The organism is Psychrobacter sp. CoH-33_TS_01 (assembly GCF_058189395.1).
This window is the reverse complement of record NZ_JBVGQI010000006.1, coordinates 58,314-78,617: the sequence shown is the minus strand read 5'-3', so window position 1 is coordinate 78,617 and position 20,304 is coordinate 58,314. Positions and strand designations below refer to the sequence as shown.

The 20,304-nt window shown below is 46.5% G+C and carries 18 protein-coding genes; 10 read left to right on the top strand and 8 right to left on the bottom strand.

What is annotated here, in order from left to right; genetic code table 11:
* Nucleotides 1–463 precede the first annotated feature (463 nt).
* The 7 genes from ACZ2XM_RS10595 to ACZ2XM_RS10565 all read left to right on the top strand — a co-directional run bounded on the left by ACZ2XM_RS10595 (nucleotide 464) and on the right by ACZ2XM_RS10565 (nucleotide 9,614).
* Nucleotides 464–1,867, top strand: a complete 1,404-nt coding sequence (locus ACZ2XM_RS10595) for an efflux RND transporter periplasmic adaptor subunit (RefSeq protein ID WP_490588900.1) — start codon at nucleotides 464–466, stop codon at nucleotides 1,865–1,867.
* Nucleotides 1,868–2,392: 525 nt separating this feature from the next.
* Entirely contained in the window at nucleotides 2,393–3,115 is a 723-nt protein-coding gene (locus ACZ2XM_RS10590; protein WP_490588901.1) for a response regulator transcription factor, read from the top strand.
* A 182-nt stretch (nucleotides 3,116–3,297) separates the two neighbouring features.
* On the top strand, nucleotides 3,298–5,253 hold the full coding sequence (locus tag ACZ2XM_RS10585) for an ATP-binding protein (protein ID WP_490588902.1): 1,956 nt from the start codon (nucleotides 3,298–3,300) through the stop codon (nucleotides 5,251–5,253).
* Nucleotides 5,254–5,563: 310 nt separating this feature from the next.
* The gene (locus ACZ2XM_RS10580; RefSeq protein WP_490588903.1) at nucleotides 5,564–6,334 is read left to right on the top strand and encodes a methionine ABC transporter ATP-binding protein; all 771 of its coding nucleotides are present in this window, start codon (nucleotides 5,564–5,566) and stop codon (nucleotides 6,332–6,334) included.
* A 2-nt stretch (nucleotides 6,335–6,336) separates the two neighbouring features.
* Complete coding sequence (locus ACZ2XM_RS10575) at nucleotides 6,337–7,023, top strand: methionine ABC transporter permease (RefSeq protein ID WP_490588904.1); 687 nt, start codon at nucleotides 6,337–6,339, stop codon at nucleotides 7,021–7,023.
* A gap of 462 nt (nucleotides 7,024–7,485) precedes the next feature.
* Entirely contained in the window at nucleotides 7,486–8,424 is a 939-nt protein-coding gene (locus ACZ2XM_RS10570; protein WP_490588905.1) for a MetQ/NlpA family ABC transporter substrate-binding protein, read from the top strand.
* Nucleotides 8,425–8,762: 338 nt separating this feature from the next.
* Nucleotides 8,763–9,614 (top strand): aldo/keto reductase, encoded by an 852-nt coding sequence (locus tag ACZ2XM_RS10565; protein ID WP_490588906.1) that lies wholly within the window; start codon nucleotides 8,763–8,765, stop codon nucleotides 9,612–9,614.
* A 168-nt stretch (nucleotides 9,615–9,782) separates the two neighbouring features.
* Here the strand turns inward: ACZ2XM_RS10565 and ccmE are convergent, their stop codons facing one another.
* The 5 genes from ccmE to ccmA all read right to left on the bottom strand — a co-directional run bounded on the left by ccmE (nucleotide 9,783) and on the right by ccmA (nucleotide 13,440).
* Nucleotides 9,783–10,286, bottom strand: coding sequence for a cytochrome c maturation protein CcmE (ccmE, locus tag ACZ2XM_RS10560; protein WP_490588907.1), 504 nt, complete (start codon nucleotides 10,284–10,286; stop codon nucleotides 9,783–9,785).
* Nucleotides 10,287–10,472: 186 nt separating this feature from the next.
* Nucleotides 10,473–10,718 (bottom strand): heme exporter protein CcmD, encoded by a 246-nt coding sequence (gene ccmD, locus ACZ2XM_RS10555; RefSeq protein ID WP_490588908.1) that lies wholly within the window; start codon nucleotides 10,716–10,718, stop codon nucleotides 10,473–10,475.
* A gap of 97 nt (nucleotides 10,719–10,815) precedes the next feature.
* A complete protein-coding gene (gene ccmC, locus ACZ2XM_RS10550) occupies nucleotides 10,816–11,607 on the bottom strand; it encodes a heme ABC transporter permease CcmC (RefSeq protein ID WP_490588909.1) in 792 nt (263 codons plus the stop codon).
* 142 nt (nucleotides 11,608–11,749) lie between these two features.
* Nucleotides 11,750–12,433 carry a heme exporter protein CcmB gene (locus tag ACZ2XM_RS10545; protein WP_490588967.1) on the bottom strand — a complete coding sequence of 228 codons (684 nt, stop codon included), beginning with the start codon at nucleotides 12,431–12,433 and terminating at the stop codon, nucleotides 11,750–11,752.
* A gap of 383 nt (nucleotides 12,434–12,816) precedes the next feature.
* The gene (gene ccmA, locus ACZ2XM_RS10540; protein WP_490588910.1) at nucleotides 12,817–13,440 is read right to left on the bottom strand and encodes a heme ABC exporter ATP-binding protein CcmA; all 624 of its coding nucleotides are present in this window, start codon (nucleotides 13,438–13,440) and stop codon (nucleotides 12,817–12,819) included.
* Nucleotides 13,441–13,664: 224 nt separating this feature from the next.
* On the opposite strand from ccmA, the gene ACZ2XM_RS10535 reads away from it, so the two are divergent.
* The 3 genes from ACZ2XM_RS10535 to ACZ2XM_RS10525 all read left to right on the top strand — a co-directional run bounded on the left by ACZ2XM_RS10535 (nucleotide 13,665) and on the right by ACZ2XM_RS10525 (nucleotide 16,689).
* Nucleotides 13,665–14,795: a hypothetical protein gene (locus ACZ2XM_RS10535; RefSeq protein ID WP_490588911.1), complete on the top strand. Its 1,131-nt coding sequence runs from the start codon at nucleotides 13,665–13,667 to the stop codon at nucleotides 14,793–14,795.
* Nucleotides 14,792–15,652, top strand: coding sequence for a YbjN domain-containing protein (locus ACZ2XM_RS10530; RefSeq protein ID WP_490588912.1), 861 nt, complete (start codon nucleotides 14,792–14,794; stop codon nucleotides 15,650–15,652). The genes ACZ2XM_RS10535 and ACZ2XM_RS10530 overlap by 4 nt, the downstream gene beginning before the upstream one ends.
* 131 nt (nucleotides 15,653–15,783) lie before the next feature.
* Nucleotides 15,784–16,689 carry a histone deacetylase family protein gene (locus ACZ2XM_RS10525; protein ID WP_490588913.1) on the top strand — a complete coding sequence of 302 codons (906 nt, stop codon included), beginning with the start codon at nucleotides 15,784–15,786 and terminating at the stop codon, nucleotides 16,687–16,689.
* Between the two features lie 361 nt (nucleotides 16,690–17,050).
* Here ACZ2XM_RS10525 and ACZ2XM_RS10520 read toward each other — a convergent pair whose 3' ends face one another.
* From ACZ2XM_RS10520 to coaBC, 3 genes are all read right to left on the bottom strand, one after another.
* Nucleotides 17,051–17,701, bottom strand: coding sequence for a DNA-3-methyladenine glycosylase family protein (locus ACZ2XM_RS10520; protein ID WP_490588914.1), 651 nt, complete (start codon nucleotides 17,699–17,701; stop codon nucleotides 17,051–17,053).
* A 124-nt stretch (nucleotides 17,702–17,825) separates the two neighbouring features.
* On the bottom strand, nucleotides 17,826–18,593 hold the full coding sequence (locus ACZ2XM_RS10515) for a sulfite exporter TauE/SafE family protein (RefSeq protein WP_490588915.1): 768 nt from the start codon (nucleotides 18,591–18,593) through the stop codon (nucleotides 17,826–17,828).
* 34 nt (nucleotides 18,594–18,627) lie between these two features.
* Nucleotides 18,628–19,881, bottom strand: coding sequence for a bifunctional phosphopantothenoylcysteine decarboxylase/phosphopantothenate--cysteine ligase CoaBC (gene coaBC / locus ACZ2XM_RS10510; protein WP_490588916.1), 1,254 nt, complete (start codon nucleotides 19,879–19,881; stop codon nucleotides 18,628–18,630).
* Nucleotides 19,882–20,304 lie beyond the last annotated feature (423 nt).

The following is a 20,304-nucleotide window of genomic DNA, read 5'->3' as shown; positions in this document are numbered from 1 at the left end:
GTAAATGTCTAGAACGCATCATAGCACTTATGGTAACAAAAAAAATCATATATTAAAGACTACAGAGATACATTTAACATAAGAATATTATAGCCATAGCCTGACAATATCTAGCTAAAAATATGGATTGAGGAGTTACTAAATATATATTTTTATAAGTTTTTTTTAGTCTAACGAACAATAGTTGTTTTCATAAGTAATAAAATTTGTTGATTTATCTGTCTTTTATATCATTTTATAATCAATAAAAGCTTTGTTCTATTCTTATAATTATTCAGCATCTGTTTTAGCATTTATCCCTATAATCGGCAGATATTCATGAATTTCCCCAGATTACATTAGCATGGCATTATCCCAACCGGCCCTTACGGTTATTAATTCGGACTTTCTTGTAATTAATCCGGACCTTACTGTTATTACGCAATTGCCTTATACTTCTGCCTTATATATCGAGCCCCTACTTATGACTGACCGATCCTCTACCCCACCTCGCTCAAAGTCTATCGAATTACCTGCGATGGCTTTTCACCCTGCCATATCTAGTAATAAAGCTCATACAAAAGGCAGGCTATCGGGGTCGCCGCAGCCCACTACGCGAACAGGGTTAAAGTCTTCTTTAGTAAAGCGTCCTTTATTAAAGTCCTCTGTATTAAAGTCATCTGTGTTATCGCGGCTTTCTATAAGTGTGCTATTGGGATTAAGTTTGGTCGCCTGCCAGCCCCCTGCTGAGCAAGCTACCAATGAGGCCGCAGCAGACCCTACTCAGGGCAGCGACGATAAGGTCATCATTACTGCCGATACGGTGACGCTAACTACCAACCATATTTTGAATATTAAATCCAAACGTTATCAGCCCAGCTTGGGCTTAAAAGGCACCATGTTTGCTACCAACACCACCACGCTAGCCAGCCCCACCAATGCTAGCGTACAAGAGGTATTGGTCACTGCAAATCAACAGGTCAAAAAAGACACCCCATTATTCGTCTTAAAAGTACTGGCGAATGCAGAGGGCGCCACAGACGACCTAAAAACAGACAGCGCAGAAGCCGACGAATCAGCAACAGACACGGTAGCAACAGGCGCTCAGGCTGAAGAGTCTAACCCTACAGTCGCTGCTACGAAGACCACGCCTACTAAGCCAGCAGCTAATGAGCAACCTCCAGAATTGGCCAAAAATGCTCCCAATGACCCTAGCGCACCTGCTAGTACAACACCCGCAACGCCGCCAGCCACCGTATATAAGGTAGGCCAACTGCTCACCTTTAAAGCCCCGTTCTTTGGCAGTATTGAGCAGCTCGATATCAAGGCAGGCGATCGCGTAACGGCGCAGCAGCCCCTACTCAAACTGAGTAACCCTAATGATCTACAATTTATAGCGACGTTGCCTATCAGCGCGAAATCGCAGCTGTCTATAGGGCAAAACGTGACTTTTTCGGTAACGACCTTGCCAGACACGTTTACCGGACAAATTAGCAAGCTAGTGCCCTCGAGTAATCCACAACATCTGCTGGTTCATGTGCATATCACCCAACATGACGAAATACACAACCAACTCAAACCTAATATGACGGTGCTAGGCCGAGTCGATTACGGGCAGATTGAGGTCGGTACTATCGTGCCTAAATCTGGAATTCATAATGCCGATTTGACCTCGCTGCTAACCCCGCCATACCGCGCCATCAATCCTATTAAAGCTGAGGTGTGGATTATTGGTCAGGATCAACGTCTGAGCCGGCAACAGATTCAGGTCATTGAATATGACCCGGAAACTCAGCAGTATCTGGTGGCCGGTATTAATAATGACAGTTTAATTTGCCTTGCGCCCCTACCCACGGACTCAGAAGGGAAAAAAGTAGTGGTGTCTTAATCGTAAGGCCTGCTAGGATTCTGTACTGGCGTCTTTGCGGCTAGGGAGCTTTCTATAAATAAGCGTTAATTGCGCCATAAATAAAAGATGGTTGCCCCACAAATAAGGGATAACGACAGCGGTGTTTCCTTTATAACGCAACGTTTCTTAAATAAAGGGACAGGGCTTAGACAAACGTATAAAGACAGGGGTAAGGGCGTTACATTTAAGAGACTCAGTAACAATTGGCCTCTTGTATGGTTACCCCGTAATTCGGCACTATAACAGCCTAAGACTAGAGGTCTTAAATGTGCCTCTTAAGTCCGAAAATTAATACCAACGGCTAATCCTATAATCACCGACAGCTAACCCTACAACGTCCTATAACAATAACGACATAAAATTAGCCATTATAGTTAGTCAGTCTGTAGTAAATATCATGTGACAGCCACACTAGTATGAAAACCACTGGGTGTATTATCCAAGCGTTTCCTAACGTAGTCCGAGTCTGCACATTCCTATAAAAATTTAATTAAAGGATATCTTATGAGCAAGCAAATTTTATTAATTGAAGACGATCCAGACCTAGCCGAATTAATCAGCGAATATCTGTCGATGAACTATTACGAAGTACATCATGCTGGCTTGGGCCAAGATGGCCTTAATGTCCTAGATACCAAAGAGCGCGATATTGATCTTGTGGTGCTCGATTTAATGCTACCGGATATGGATGGTATGCAAGTTTGCCAAAAGATTCGTGGTGGTAAGAATAATCAGACCAACAAAGTCCCCATTATCATGTTGACGGCTAAGGGCGATACTACGGATCGCGTCTTAGGGTTAGAGATGGGCGCTGACGACTATATCGCCAAGCCTTTTGAGCCGCGTGAGTTATTAGCGCGTATCCGTGCGGTACTGCGTCGCCATGAGCAGCCGAACCAAGCGGATAGCCATTCAGACAGCCTTACCTTTGGCCGCCTAAGCGTGTTCCCAGACAGCCATGAAGTGACCATTGATGATCAAGCTGTGCGCCTGACCACGCATCAGTTCCAACTGCTGCATTATTTTGCCACCCATGCCGGTAAAGTCTTGAACCGTGAGCAGCTCTGGCAAGCCATGCCCAATGACGACAGCTCAGACAATATCGACCGTGCTATTGATGTGCATATCTCTAGACTGCGCGCCCTGATTGAAGACAATCCGCGCCAGCCTAAACGCATCATTACCGTACGCGGAGTGGGCTATCAGTTTGCGACCGATCAGGTGTAGCCACTGACTGCTGAATTCTAGCCATCTACCGCTACCTAACTGCGTTATTATTATCAAATTAATAGGAGGGGTCTCCTGCAGGCCACCTCCTATTTTCTGCGTTATTGTTTATCGCTTTAGCTTGCTAAACCCCTTACCTCTAGGCAATAATGTCCTCTATTGGTCCAACTCGAGTTTTATAAATGCAGCAACGCGGCTTTCGCTCAGTATTCGTCAAATTATTTGCCAGTGTCATGCTGGCATTGACATTATTCGCCATAGCGATGGTCCTGTTAACGCAGCTGGTACACGATAAAGACGCTACAATTCGCTCGCAAGTTCTGGCCACGCAAATTCTCGGCCAAGTCGACCCTTTCTTAGTAGACCTCAATAAAGCGGCCTTGCATAACAACCGCTTGCAAGCCCGGTTTATGCTGGCTGTGGTGAAAAAAAGCTTTGATATCTTTGATGAGTCGCTACAAGCCAAGATGGGTCTGTACGATCACGAAGGTCACTTGCTGATGCAGACGGAAAGTAGCGATCTGCCGACCACTTTGCCCAAAAAGCCTTCTATGGCCAGCCGAGTTTTTCCTTTTTTATCAGATGCCCCAGCGCAGCAAGTGCAAGTCTATAGCAGCACTGGCTATACGTTGCTGTTCGAATCTCGTATTCCTCCCAAAAAAGCCCCTTTTTCAGCAGCTCTAAATTTATTTACCGGCACTATCTTGCTGCTACTCATCATGGCGGGGGTATTGTGGTGGATTGCGCGCTCGATGACTTGGCGTATCGATCAATTAAGCCAGCAGATGGTGCAATTAGGCGACGGGGACTTTAGCGCCCGCGTCAACGTTAAGGGCAATGATGAGATTGCCTCCTTAGCCAAAGGGTTTAACCAAGCTGCCCAAAAAATCGAACATTTGGTCAATGCCAATAATTTGCTATTAGCGCACGCCTCGCATGAGCTGCGCACCCCCATCACGCGTATTCGTCTACAAATCGAAATGATGGATATGCTAGCCTCTGAGCTCAAGACCGAAAGTAAGGCGAAATTCGATAAACGTGCCTTGGCCATTAATCGCGACCTTATTGGTCTGAACGATTTGGTCGAGAGCATCCTACTGGTGAGCCGCTTAGATGCCGGGCATGCTTTACAGCAAGTGGAGCGTTTGGATTTATATGAGCTGGTCCATCAAGAGCATCAGCATTATCCTGAAGCCTTTTTGATGGGCGAACATATCGTGATTGAGGGTCAGGCACAACTGCTAACCCACCTCATTCGTAACTTATTAAACAATGCTATGCTGCATGGTATTCCGCCTGTCACGGTCATGCTATATGGGGTAGAAAAGTATGAAGATGCGGGGACGATCCCTGAGCATTTGATACAAACTGTACTGACTCAAGACCTTGAGCCTATGGCGGATGATGAGTGGGGCAGTCATGTCGCTGCCACGCCTTTCATCAATGAGATAAGTGCTGATATAAATGCCGATATGAGTGCAACTGCAAGCCAGTCTGTAGATGAAACTGGCCTAGTAACGGATGGCACTACTGCCAATAACAACGCCGCTAACGATAAACTTCCAGAGAATAAGACAGCGATAGCAAATAATAATGCTACTAATGCCAGCAATAGTAAAAGCAATGCCAGTATTAATAATAATGAGACCGCCGCTGCTGGTCCAGTGCATGACCATAGCTATGCCGATATTATTAGCTCGTTTTCTGCCGTATCCTCCTCATCTAAATCGCAACCAGCCAACGTCACCGAGCTGCCAGCGACTGCGGACGACGAGTCGAAATCTACTACTGAGCCGGCACCGATAGTAGAAGCGAAAACCCGTAGAGAAAGCTTATTTACCAAGCATCTCCGCAAAGCTAAAGCCGAAGCACCTACTATTAAGCCTAACTATGCCGTGCTGGCGGTCATCGATGAAGGAAGCGGTATTCCAGAGGATAAACGCGAAGATATCTTTAGTCCTTTTGTACGACTACAGCAAAATAAAAAAGGCTCAGGGCTTGGCTTATCCTTAGTCTCGCAAATTGTTCATGCCCATCAAGGCCGCATCTCTACCGATACCGTAAATGGTCATACCCGCTTTTTGGTAGTCATACCCATCGAGGCCTCCAACCATTCGCTAGTGGTAGAAGACGCTTAAAATGGCACTACTTGGCTGATACCGCCTATAGCGGATATGAAGTATTGGCATGCGCTAATAGCGCATTAATATATCTAGTCAGGCTAAGATATGCTATATTACTGCGCTTTATTTAAGCGGGTTATCTCGGCGTATTAGCACTGCTAATTCCTTATTCAACGTCTATTGAATCCCGTTTAATTAGTGATCGCGGCCCTAGACTATGTTGCCCTATTGATTAGCCTTGCTACTGTATTATGTAGTACGCGCCACTAGCAACCCGCCTCTTTTTTTAATTTCAGTAGCCTTATCCGATAATTTTGAGTCTTTTATGAGTGATATGATCGTTCTAAATGATGTGAGCAAACGCTTTATGAGCGACCGCTCCGTCAAAGACAAGGCCGGCAAACCGCATTGGTTTACGGCAGTGCAACCGACTTCATTACGCATCAAAAAGGGTGAAATCTTTGGTCTGATGGGGTATTCAGGCGCGGGTAAATCCACGCTACTGCGTCTCATTAATCTGCTTGAGCGTCCTGATGGTGGTCAAGTTATCATCGATGATGAAGACCTTACCAGTTTATCTGCAAGCGACTTACGGGTAGCACGCCATAATATTGGCATGATATTTCAGCAGTTTAATTTGATGTCGAACCGCACGGTTTATGACAATGTCGCCTTTAACTTAAAAGTGGCCGGCTACCCGTCTAAAGAAATCCATGCCCGAGTGATGGCCTGCCTAGATATCGTCGACTTAAACGATCGCGCGCAGCATTATCCAGCACAGCTGTCCGGTGGCCAAAAGCAGCGCGTCGGTATTGCCCGCGCCATTGCTCCTAACCCAAAAGTATTATTGGCCGATGAGCCTACCAGTGCGCTAGACCCGGCTACCACGCGGAGCTTACTAACGTGCTTGCGGGATATTAATGAGCAGCTAGGCGTGACCATCGTCATCGTGACCCATGAGATGAGCGTGATTCGTCGTCTATGTAACCGCGTCGCCCTACTCCATCAAGGCGAGCTGTTAGAAGTCGCTGACATCAGTGACGGCGCTATTCAAGCGATGACACCTATCGGCCAAGGCTTGATTCTAGAGGACTAATTATGATTATCAGCGCAGCACTCTCTGAGTCAATAGCCAAACTGCTCACCATGAAAAAAGAAATCTTGCAGGCTTTGCTAGACACTTTTATCATGCTCGGCATCTCTACCACGGTCGCTATCTTGATTGGTGGTATCTTTGGTATTTTTCTATTTTTATCGAGCGATCGGCAGTTTTTGCAGAATAAAACGGCTTATGCCATTCTGGGCGGTATCACCAACTTTGTGCGGGCTTTCCCTTTCGTTATCTTAATGATTGCGATGAGCCCATTTACTAAAGCTATTGTCGGTACGGGTATTGGTCCAATCGCCGCCTCATTGGTATTGGCCATTGCTGGGTCGTTTTATTTTGCCCGTTTGGTCGAGCAGAATTTACGCGAAGTACCGCGCGGTATCATCGAGGCAACCGAATCTATGGGCGCCCCGCCATTTACCATTATCAAAGTGTTGCTGAACGAAGCGCGCTCAGGCATCGTCTCTTCGGTGACTATCCTAAGCATCAGCTTGCTGTCGTTTTCAGCGGCTGCCGGTATGATTGGTGGCGGTGGTTTGGGGGATTTGGCCATTCGTTATGGTTATTATCGCTATCAAACCGAAGTGATGGTGTTTATTGTCATTCTATTATCAATCATGGTGATTCTGATTCAGGCGGGGGGTAATTTATTAGCCCAGCGTTTGGACAAACGCTAACGCGTCTACTTTATAATAGCTAAACTGATATAACTAAGCTGACATAGAGAAACCGAGATAGTTCAACCGCCATAGCTAAACTCATAAAGTAGTCCTACCCAGTATAGACTCCTGTTAAGCGCCCTGGCTTACCGTCAAGCAAAGCGGTCGTGTGAAAAATAGTTCATGACCTTATGAAGATTAATCATAACTAATGTTACCGAATTGTACTATACTGGCGGGCTGAAAATGACCGTTACTGGCTTGCCCTAGCGTCTCCTTAATCCTGCCGTATAGGTTAGTGTATTAAGGTAATAGAGGCTTATTAATCCCAATATAAGTTTATTAGTCTCGTTAGGGCATCACAATCAGTAGCGTGCCACTCCCTCTTATTCATGATAATCGTTGCGTGACTGTCTCTTTTAAGACCAACCGTCAAAACGCTGCGTTATCCCAGTTTTTTAAGTCCTCAAAGGAAAATATATGAAACTTTCAACTGTTGGCCGTCAAGTCGCCACTGCTTTTGCTGCTGTTGGCGTATCTGGCTTTGTTTTAGTCGGTTGTAACAATTCTTCAGCGCCTGAAGCGACGAAGCAAGAGCCTACCACCACTGAAACCACAGAAACCACTACTGCTACGACTGAAGCTACCAAAACTGGCGACCGTGATCCTAATAAAGAAAAAATCGTCATCGGGACTACCGAAGGTGACTTTGCTGATATGGTTCGTAACCAAGTTAAGCAATCGCTTGAGTCACAAGGTTATGAAGTTGAGCTAGTGACTTTCACCGATTACGTTCGTCCGAACCAAGCTTTGGCCGATGGCGATTTAGACATTAACATCTTCCAGCACAAGCCTTACCTAGACACTTTCAAAACTGAAAACAAGCTAGACCTTGTTGAAGTTTTCCAAGTCCCTACTGCCCCACTAGGCATCTACTCTGGCAAAAAAACCAAATTAGAAGAAGCTTATAAGGGCATGAGCGTCTCTGCGCCAAACGATCCAAGCAACTTTGCTCGTGCCCTAGTAATGATGGCCGACCTAGGCTGGATCACGCTAAAAGAAGGCATCGACCCATTAACTGCCTCTAAAGCTGACATCGATGACAACAGCAAATTCGATATCAAAATCGTCGAATTAGAAGCCGCTCAGCTACCACGTGCGCGTGATGAAGTAGACTTTGCCGTGATCAATGGTAACTACGCGACAGACGCTGGTATCAAACTGACCGACGCTTTATTCCAAGAGCCTAGCTTTGCTTATGTCAACTGGTCAGCTATTAAGACCGCTGATAAAGACCAGCCATGGGTGAAAGACGTGACCAACGCTTATAACTCTGACGCGTTCAAAGCCTATGCTCATGAAACTTTCCCAGGCTACAAATACCCTAAAATTTGGGGTGAGCAACCTGCTGCTAAATAATGCAAGTTAGCTAGTAGACCCGTTGGACGATTAGAAAACACTTTAGTCGTTCAATAAAAAAGCACTTTTAGCTTGAGCTAGGAGTGCTTTTTTTGGTCTCGAGTTTTTGTTAATAGATTAAAAACCAATATGAATAATAGCGTTACTGGTTATAAAACTACCCGTGACAGCCTGTGGCAACTTTGTAGGGTTTCGTCAGCATCCCTATAACCGCAGTCTAAACTTCCTTATAGTAAGGTTATGGCGAGCAGCACTGATATTTTATAAATAGCTATTTTATAGACCACTATTTACGCTAGCCAAAACACTTTAAATGAATAAAAAATAAGGAAAATTATATGAACTTGCATAAAACTTATAATATCCGTACGGCAGGCCCTGCCAATATCCCTGTATTAGGGTTAGGCACTTGGCAATCGACTGGTCAAGACTGCATCGATATCGTCAGTCAAGCCCTACAAATGGGCTATGAGCATATTGATACCGCTCAAGCTTATAGCAATGAAACCGAGGTTGGCAAAGGCATTCAGCAGTCTGGGGTTAATCGTGAGAAGTTCTTTTTGACCACAAAAATATTCCCCGACGACATGAAGTTTACTCCTGAGAATTTGCAAGCGGCGGCCGAACGTTCGCTAGAGAATTTAGCGGTGGATTATGTCGATTTGCTGCTGCTGCATTGGCCGGATGAGCGGGTGCCATTAGCCGACACTATCCCTGCATTATGTGCCTTACAGAAACAAGGGCTGACTCGCCATATCGGAGTTTCAAACTTTAATATCGACTATTTGCTAGAGGCCAAAGCACATGCGGATGTGCCTATCGCAGTCAACCAAGTGGAGTTTCATCCGTTTATCAAACAAACTACCTTGCAGAGCTTTATGAACAACCATCATATTCTGCTAGAGGCATATTCGCCACTTGCTCGCGGTAAGGTGTTTGATAACGATATTATTAAAGCTATTGCCGATAAACATAACCTTACCCCAGCGCAAGTCTCTTTGGCTTGGATTCTCTCAGATAGCAAACGCATAGCTATTCCGAAAACAGCCAATCCCGACCATCTACAAGGTAATTTAGACGCAGCACAGGTGCGTTTAGATAGTGAGGATATTACCCAAATTAACATTTTAGCAAGCAGTGCTGGGCGTATGATTGAGCACCCTGACTATAGTCCTAACTGGGACGATTAATAGCTCGGCAGACTAATAATTAGGTCGCGTTATGAGGCCTGCCTAGTCAAAATTAACACCGTAAAATAAAAAGGGGCAATCACGCTAATGATTGCCCCTTTTTCTATGGCTACTACTATTGCTACTTTGACTGCTATTGCTGCGCTCTAAATCGTGCCAAATGACTGGCTATTGCACCAAAGTTTTAGACTCATGCATCGGTGTCGCTGGCGTATACTGCTCTGAGCTTGGCGCTACACCACGCGCTTTCTGGTCTTGTTTCAGCGATTTGGCGACTTCAGGCGGCATATAGTTTTCATCATGCTTGGCCAATACTTCGCTCGCGACAAAGGTCTTACCCTGCATTTTACCCGTGGCAACGACCCCTGAGTTTTCGGCGAATAAGTCGGGTAAAATCCCTTCATAGCTTACGGGCACGGTGGCATTAAAATCTGTTACTTCAAAATTCACATGGGTAGGGTCGTTGGGGTCGCGATGAATACTGCCAGCGACCACCATCCCACCGGCACGGATACGTTTGTTTTGGGGGGCTTCACCTTGCTCGATGGCGGTTGGGTCAAAGTAGTAATCGGTCTGTTGACCAATCGCATAGATAACCAACACCACGGCTACTACGGCCCCTGCTAAAGTGGCAAGGACCCAAGTGAGCTTTTTACGGCGAACTGCATTCATACCTAACTCTCATTCGTCTATTATCGACGTGGCTAATATTACAATGGCTGATAGGGATTGGACGCGTACACGTTAAGACAATACAAGTTTAACTTAACGTTATAAATTATTAAGGATTACTAAGGTTTAATGGGGGTAAAACTGAAGCATTCAAGGATGATGATGACGACGGTACACCAGCCACTACTACCCTTCGGACTTAGGCACAGCGACAGTCACAGATGATGGCTTTCTACTCTTAGCTTTCGCAGGACGCTGAGCTTGACGCGCTTGTTGCACCGCCAATTGCTTAAGTAAGGTCTTGCGCTGCTGGCGACTGTACCAAATAAAGGCCAGTAGCATCCCTACGGTAATCGCCCAGCATGACCAGACAAAAACACCGTGCTTGCCCATGGCCAAAAATTCAGAAAAGCTATAAAAATATGGCTGCATTATCAGCTCCTCATACATTGCTACGCGATTAAAACCAGACAACTAACCTTAGAACTTCCAGACTATACCGTGCCTCTTACGCGGGCGGGGCAATAGCCTAGCTGGCCTTATTACGGCGCACGTATTCATTGACCCAAGCTTTAGCTTGGTCACGGCGTAGGATTAAAGTATTGGTGCGATAAATAGCTAAGGCGCCTACTAAAGCATAACTACCGATCATCATTAATAATAACGGCAACCACATATCTACCGACATTTTCGGAGCTGAAGTTACGGTAAAGGTTGCGCCTTGGTGCAAGGTGTTCCACCAATTAACTGAGTATTTGATGATAGGTAAATTCACCGCGCCAACAATAGATAAGATGGCCGCCGCCTTACCACGATTTGACGTGTGCTCAAAAGCGGCAAATAGCGCCATCACGCCAGCATATAGGAAGGCCAAAATCAGCATAGAGGTCAGTCTAGCATCCCACACCCAATAGGTTCCCCAAGTGGGCTTGGCCCAAATAGAGCCGGTCAGCAAACTAATGATACACAATAAAAAACCCATGGGCGCTAAGGCTTGAGCTACCAGGTTGGCGGTTTTAATCCGCCAGACCAAAAAGATAACGCCCAAGATAGCCATAGCAAAATAGATAGACAGCGCCAGACCCGCCGCAGGCACGTGGATAAATATAATCCGATAGCTGTTGCCCTGTAGATAGTCCGGCGGCGCAAAAGCCAAGCCCCAGATACTGCCAATCGTCAGACAAATGGCGGCCACGATACTCAGCCATTTCACCCAAGGGGAGAATATAGCGAAAAATTGCTTGGTGCCAACGGTCACCAAAAACACCTGCCAAATACGCTGCCATAGGCTAGGAGTCGAGACGGGTCTGGAATTGGGCATGATAATAAACCTTGGCGGTTGGCTTAAGTCTAATAGTCTGCCGACTATAAAACACCATTATAACAAAAATCTAGCCCTGCTCCATGCTAGACCGTCTCTATAACTGACTCGATAGGCTGCTTGTGGTTAGAGTCAACAAGCCCTAGTTTAACCAAGCCATCCTTAATGTCATCGCAATGACCCAAGGCATTATTAATACTGAAACAATACTGCCTGCTAATAGCAATGCCAAAATGGGCAAGCCATTCATACCAGTGGCAAATAGGTCGACTGCGCCAGTAGCGAAAATCAATACGGGCAGCTGCATGGGTAAGGCGATGAGCGGCACTAATACCGCGCCATTTTTCAGCGATAAGGTCAGACTACTGGCAATCGCGGATAGCATTAATAACATAGGACTGCCGGCGATAATAGACGCCATCAAGATGCCGGTCTCGAGCCACGATAGGCCGAACAAAGGCACCGCTAACACGCTAAGCAAGGCAATAATGCCACTGCTAAAAATCCAATGGATAGCCAAGCGAATCAGCACCCATAAAGGCAGTGGCGCCTCGGCCACCATCAACTGTGCTAAGGTGCCATTATCTAAGGTCGGCTTAAACAGACCATCGACTCCCATGACCAATGACAATAGCGCGGCAATCCACACCGCGGATACGCCTAAGCGCGCGAGCAACTGCGGCTCACTACCAACGGCTAATGGAAATAAGGTAATGATGACCAAAAACAGCACTAAGGGATATAGCCACTGTACCGCACCCTGCTGCTTGACCAACCACTCGCGGCGCCAGAGCTGACCGAAGCTAATCCCTGGCCGCGCCGTCATCATTGGACGCGCAGCAGCGCTACGAGTGGGCACAGCCGTATTTGACGTAACAGGTACAGATTCTGAGGCAACATTATCAGACATTAAGTTCTCTTATTACAGGAGCACAGCAGCGGCTAATGGGGCTCATATTATGAATTATAGTGGCATCACTGGAAGGTTATAGACAGTGATAAAAAATATTTACTAGGACGTGTTCTCAATTGAATCATGAGACTAAAAGTGAGATAGATTTTTGTCAGTCCATGGAAATTTTGCAGAGAATATGATCATATTGTCTAGACAATTTTCGCAGAATGACCCTGTTAATCTAAGTTAAGCTATAGCCAGTTTTAGTCCATTACACGCTAGTGTTGTTAATTGAGGACACGCCCTAAGGATAGCTATAAAAGATAATCAGTCAAATCCAACACTTGATCGGCTACGGTAACCGGCTGATGGCTGGTCATTAATACCGCCCCACCCTGCTGCGTAAACTCGGCCAAACGCTCTGAGAGCAGCGCTACCATATCCACATCCAAAGCGGTAAAGGGCTCATCTAATAACCAAAAAGGCGTGATTTCTGGCTGCATTAAATACAAGCGTGCCAAGGCAATGCGCCGAGTCTGTCCTGCAGAAAGATGGTTTGAGCTTAACCCTTCAAAACCTTGCAGACCCACCCACGTTAGCGCTGCATCGATCTCATCAATATTGGGAGAAAGACCATAAAGATTGAGCAAAAAGGTCAGGTTTTGTGCCACCGTCAGATTAGGGTGAATACCAAGCTGGTGCGAGACATATAGCGGCTGCAAGGAGAATTCGGGGTCATCATAATAGCGGATACTGCCTGTGATAACGGGTAAAAGGCCTGCTATTTGCATTAATAACGTGGTCTTACCCGCCCCATTTGCCCCGATTAAATGACAAATTTGCCCCGCTTCTAAGCGCAGTTCCACGCCTTCACATAAGGGCAGCTCGCCGCGCTGAACAGTAAGGTTTTCTAACACGACTATGGGAGGATTTATCATCGCTACAGCTGTCTTTTTAAGTTATGAATATTTTTAGATAGAATGTTTTTAAATACAACGATATAACTGATTTTTACCGCTCTTAACCCTCGCTTAATAGGCTAAATAACAGCTATAGCGGGGCTTATTGCGGCTAAAGTAATCGCACGACATATGTAGTACAATGACAATTCTGTTAAATCACCCTTTTTAAGGCCTTAAAGTATAGCAAATTAAGCCGAATCATGATGCCCCCTACTGACAATAGCGCTAGTGCCTTACCTTCTACTCTCGAGTCGCCAGACGTGGCCACGCTCTCTGGCGAGCAGTTGGCTGTATTGACCCCGCTGATTGATGCGCAGATAGCGTTTATGCAGCAGTGGTTGACGCGGCCGGCTTATCAACAGCAGCTTGGGAGCGATTTTTGGCATTGGTTAGGCGCGCAGCCTTTAGCCCGTTATGTCTCTGCCGCCCAACTGATCAGTGTGGTCAATGACTGGGCTTTGGCGCAGACGATGAGCGAGAGCATGCGTGCCGATATCCGCGCTTTGCTACAGGCCTTGGTCTATCACCCGATCAATGATGACGTCGTGCTGGCAGAATTAATCGATGATGCTCAGGTCACCGCTTTGGCGCAATATGTCGCCAGTCATGAGTCGCAGCGCAGCAGTCTCATCCATGCGCTCATCGGCAATGATACCTTTACCGATATGCTCACCCAGACTCTGTACCATGCTATCAATGACTTTATGGAGTCCACCCTCGATAAGGCTGGCGGTGTAGGTAAACTGATGAAGTTTGGCCGCAGCTCTTTTGAGCGGGCGACCAGTAATAACCTCGATGACAAACTGCAGGGCTATCTCAACCGTAATATTAAAAAATTATCGCATCAAGCTGAAAGTAGTGCAAAAGCACATCTAAGTAATACAGAAGTCGCTAAACTGATTGAGATGAGTTGGGCGAGTATCAAAACTGCGCCCATTAGTACGCTACAACAGTATCTTGACGATGACAGCCTTATTAGCGCTGGTGAAAACCCAAATGGCGGCAGCGATGCTAATACGACGTTAAATAGGTTAGAGGCCGGTGTACAAGACAGCTATAATCGTTTAAGACAGTCATCTTATACGAAGACCTTGATTAGCGTTGGCATTGAAACTTGGTATCAACGTCATGCAGACGATAGCTTAGCTACCTTGGCGGCTAGCCTGAATATTGATGACGCTAGCGTAGCCGCACTACTGCCCCATCTGCATACTTTCATTAGCGATATTATGCACAGCGAGTTATTGACGGATACGCTTCGCCAACTTCTAACCGCTTTTTATGGCCAACCCGATATCCAACAGCACCTCAAAGGATACCCCTCTGTATGAGTCACTCCAAAAAACTTAACTTGTGGCAAAAGCTTAAGCGCCTATTGACTGAAAAAGGCACTGAGCACCAAGAGGAGAGCGTGGCTGCTAATCAGGAGACTAGTGACAGCGAAGCGACACCTGAAGCAAAAGATAATGATCTGCGCACACGGGCAACGCTGACGCCTGCCATAAGCATTAGCCATCAAGCTAAGTCTGCGCTGAAGTTAGAGATAGAGGCTATGGACCCTGAGGAAGCCGGCGACGATGCTGACGACTATATAGACACGCCTGCCGCGCTATCTTTTAAACAGATGCAAGCCAACAGTCTGACAGGGCCTGATGCCGGCGAAGCTCCTATTACCGCTCGTTTTAACGACTATCTGAGCGCGCAGCATTGGCACTTTACCCATCATTATCCCAAGAATAATGATGACTTAGAGACCCATCATCTGTCTTTGCGTATGAAAAATGAACCCGTCAATTGGGTGTGTCTGTTCCGTATCCAAGAGCGGACTCAACTGGTCGCCGTCTATGGTATCTTGCCTTTTTCTATCCCTGACAGCCATCGCAATGCCGCGATGCTGCTCAAGACCCAGCTCAACTACGATATGATTTTGGGCAATATTGAGATGGACTTAAGCGACGGTGAAATTCGCTATAAGACCGCTATCGATGTGGAAGCTGCTGGTATGTCTGATGAAGTTATCAGCTATTTGATTCAAAGCGTGATTGCGATGACCACAGTAACGTATGAATTGTTCAACGACTTACTAGACAACCCCAACCCCTCTGAAGATATCGATGTCCTACTCGATGAAATTCAGCATCAAGTCAATGACCGCACTTATTTTTTACCCTCTGAGCGCGTGCAATAGCTCATAGCTAACAACGATATCAATAGCAACAGTGACTGGCGTTGCGGGTTAATAACCCTCAGCGCTAGTTCATAGCTATCTATGTTACATCTCGCCTTCCCCAAACCTCTCTGATTTTGTGTTCTTACTTTATGCTAAAAATCGCTTATTCTGAAGTCTTCCGCTATCAAGTGCCCGAAAAACATCGCTTTCCTATGCAGAAATATACGATGATCCCTGAGCGGCTATTGCAGGAAGGCACCATTAGCGAAGCGAATTTTTTTGCCCCCTCTAAACTCAGTGAAGCAGAAATACTAACCACCCATACGGCTGAGTATTGGCATAAACTCGCTACGCAAACCTTGGACCGCAAAGAAGCGCGCGCCATTGGTTTTGAGATGAGCGAAACTTTGGTCGAGCGTGGCCGCTATATTGCCCATGCGACTTATGAATGCGCTTTATATGCCAAGCAGTTTGGCGTAGCGATGAATGTTGCTGGTGGCACACACCACTCTTTCGCCGATCATGGTGAGGGCTTTTGTGTGTTTAACGATGTCTGTATCGCTAGTAATCTGCTGCTGAATCGTGGGGAAGCCACAAAAATTCTTATTGTTGATTTGGATGTGCATCAAGGCAATGGCAACGCCAGTATCATGGCGGATGAGCCACGTGTCTTTGTGTTTAGCATGCATGGCGAAAAGAACTATCCGTTTCGCCGTCCGCCTTCGGACTTGGATATCGATTTGCCCAATGATACGGATGACGAGGCTTATCTTTCGATACTCACCGAGACTTTGCCCCGATTAATTGCAGAGATCGCCCCCGATATGATTTTTTATCAATCGGCTGTAGATGTCCTGGCAACGGATAAGTTAGGTAAATTGGCGCTTACTTTGGAAGGGTGTCAGACTCGAGATGAGTTTGTGCTAACGCAAGCGCGCGATAATAATATCCCGGTGGCAGTAGTGATGGGTGGCGGTTATTCGGAAGATATCGAACAGGTAGTTGAGGCGCACTGCAATACTTTTCGGGTGGCACAGCGATTGTTTTTTGGGTAGGCAATTTTTTAGATTAATGAAAGACGAATCGCAATAGGTATGCATAGCTGGGGTAACAGCCACAGTTATAACCTTGAATAATTCCGTGGGTTACGCTGCGCTAACCATACGCTATCTCAGACCTTTATTATAGACTTTGCGTAGGCTGGCGCTTTAGCCCAGCATTCTTGCAAAATTCATATTAGCTGGGCTAAAGCGCCAGCCTACAGTAGTCATTAAGCTAAGAGTGTGAGGGACGAGCACCGAGCTAACTCATTAAAGATCGCCTACCCTTGACCCGCATATTTCTCCCCTGCAAAAGGACTCCAATGCTGAGGCCAAGCTTGTTAGCTTTTTTACTCTGCCTGCCCTAATACTTAACCTAAACCGGTAGCGCCTCTTTATTTTTCAAAAACCCATAATAAGCCCATAGTAATAAACTCGCGGCACTACGATGCGGTGACCAACTTTGAGTTAACTTGCGAAATTGCTTAGGCGTAGGACGCCCGTCCAGCTCAAGCAATTGCTTAGCCCCCTCTTTAATCGCCAAATCATCCACTGCCAGCACATCCGCCCGACCCAACGAAAACAACAAATACATCTCTGCCGTCCAACGACCAATCCCTGTAACTGCCGTCAACGTAGCAATCACTGCGTCATCATTCATCTCGGCTAACGCCGCAAAGTCGATATTATGCTCGGCTAAAGAACGCACATAGCGACTCTTCTGTCGCGATAAGCCATTGGCTTTAAGTGACTCATCATCGGCGGCAATGATAGCCTCGGGTGTGGTTAATCCTGCCTGGTCTAATTTATTCCAAATACTTCGTGCGGCCGCCACCGACAGCTGCTGACCCACCATAGCTCGCATCAATTGCTCAAAACCACCGCTATTGCGGCGTAAATCCGGTACGCCAACTTGGCTATAAACTGGTGCAAAGCGCGGCTCAATTTTGATGAGTTGCTCGATATGCTTCTCGAGCTCTGCCGAGGTTTCGATAGTGGTGATGGGAGGAGTAATGTTAGAAGTCATGGTTATAGCCAGGTTCTAATGTAGTAAAAAAGCGAGGAAAAAGGTAGCCTAATAAGCTAGGAAGAACTGTAAGACGTGCAGAGTTATAAAACTGCCTAAAAAACAATCGTCACTTTAGCAGCAATCAACCCAACAACCCACTCAAACCCTGCCAAATTACCCGCATACCCAGTACCGTCAAAATGACCAAGACCAACTGCCGAAAGCGCGCTTGCGAGAGATGATGCCGTAAGCGGATACCAATCAATAGGCTGATAACGGAAACGCTAGTCAGCAAAGCAATCAGTCGCCAATCTTGACTGGATAAAGCAGCAATAGGCTCGCGTAGGATTATAATCTGTGCGACCTTACCCAATAAATAGCACATGTTGCCGACTTTAGCGACCGTATTCTTATCATCGCTAGCGGATAACAAGTACATAAGTAAAATCGTAGACATAGCATTGGTGGAGCCGCCAATGATACCCGCCACGAGTCCTGTAGCGATAAGAACTGGCGTGGTAGCCGGAAGACGAATCTGCTTGCCCAATACTGCAGAGCCGACATAAAAAGTAATCACGCTCCCCAGTAGCAATAAAATATAGCTGGGCTCGACCCAAAGTAGCAGCTTCACCCCTAGCAAACTGCCTATCAGACTCATCAACGCCAATAGCCAATAGCGCTTAAGGTAATAAGTAAAATTCTGCCAAACACTGCGCCCACCCCCGACCAGCCACGTCATCGCATTGAGCGCAGCCGAAGGGAAAATAGTGAGGATAATGGCCTGTTTTAAAGGGAATATACTGGCTAAAGCGGTCGTTGTGACTAAGGTAACCCCTAAGCCACTAATCCCATGCAATAGCGAGGCCGCAATAAAGATAGCGGCCAAGATAATAGAGTTATTCAACGGCATACGACGCTAGTGCAACGACGCTTAGGGCTTATTATCACGCCAGTTGCTTACCGACCAACGCCACCAATTGCTCAGCGATTTTATCTTTGCTGGCTTTATCTAGCGGCACCGGAGCTTGCTGATATTGCTCAGCAAAAAACACCTCCATAGCATTGTCATCACTAGCAAAGCCGATATCGCTGCGTGATACGTCATTGCAGGCAATCATATCGAGGTTTTTGGAGGCCAACTTACCGCGGGCGTATTTTTCTACGTCTTGGGTTTCGGCGGCAAAACCTACCATAAAGATATCGGGATAGTCATGTGAAATCGTCGCCAAGATATCTGGGTTTTTCACCAATTCTAACGTCATTGCATCTTGGGTCTTTTTGATTTTTTGTGGGGCGGCATCTTTCGTCCGGTAATCTGCCACAGCGGCCGTCGCAATAAAGACATCACAGCCCGCCTCTGCTGAAGCAATCGCTGCCTGCAACATATCATTAGCCGACAAGACATCTATCCGAGTAGCGCCCAATGGCGTCGGTAGCGTAATCTTGCCCCCAGCGATAATAGTCACTTCAGCACCGGCATCACGGCAGGCACGAGCTAAGGCAAAGCCCATTTTACCCGTAGAATGATTGGACAAATAGCGTACTGGGTCAATCGCTTCAACGGTAGGACCCGCAGTAATGGTGACTTTTTTGCCTGCCAAACTTTGCGGAACTATACGCTCGGCCTGCAACGTCAATACGTGATCGAGCAACACCTCAGGCTCAGGCAGACGCCCCTCACCCACATCGCCACACGCCTGCTCACCGCTAGCCGGCGCAATCATTAGATAATCCATATCGGCTAGCGTCTGCACATTTAACTGCACAGCTGGATGCGCCCACATCTGCTGATTCATCGCTGGCGCCACCATGACCGGTGCCGTCGTCGCCAAGCATACCGTCGCGAGTAAGTCATCAGCCATACCCATCGCTAGGCGTGCCAAGGTATTTGCCGAAGCTGGCGCTATGACGATTAAATCCGCCCATTTGGCCAATTCAATATGCCCCATCCCCGCTTCTGCACGCTCATCCAACAGCTGCGTATGCACTTCATTACCCGTTAACGCTTGCAAGGTGAGCGGAGTAATAAACGCTTGCGCCCCTTCCGTCATAATCACCCGCACGTCAAAGCCTGCTTTGACCAATGAACGTGCGAAAAACGCCGATTTATAAGCCGCAATACCGCCGGTAATCGCTAGGATGACATTTTTGATAGGAGGTAAGGTTGATAAAGGGTTCACAAAGGTGAAGATGCTCATAATACTGGGATTCCTAACGTATCAAGCGACTGAATGCCGCTGCGGCTCAAGGCGACCCTTCAGCCCAAAAATAAAAGTCACTAATAGTAACAATTCTACTGGGGCTTGGGTAAGGTTTATTTACGGTTATGAGCGCTAGTTTTGATTGCTCATCTAATTTTCCTCAGCCAAAAACAAACCTTTAAATGGGTTATAAATCAATAGTTCCATTAATAAATCAAATTCATCCTTAAAACATACGACACTAAGAGAGCATCTATCCACCTCTGTTAGCAACTCAAAGTAATGGCTTATAACCTCAGTTAACGCCCTTTCTAACCCAGTAGCGACCTGCTAGGATAAAAGACAGCTATAGCCAGTAATGCTCTTTCATACTAAAAAATACCGCCCCTATAGCTTGAGAACATAGCTTAGCCTTTAATA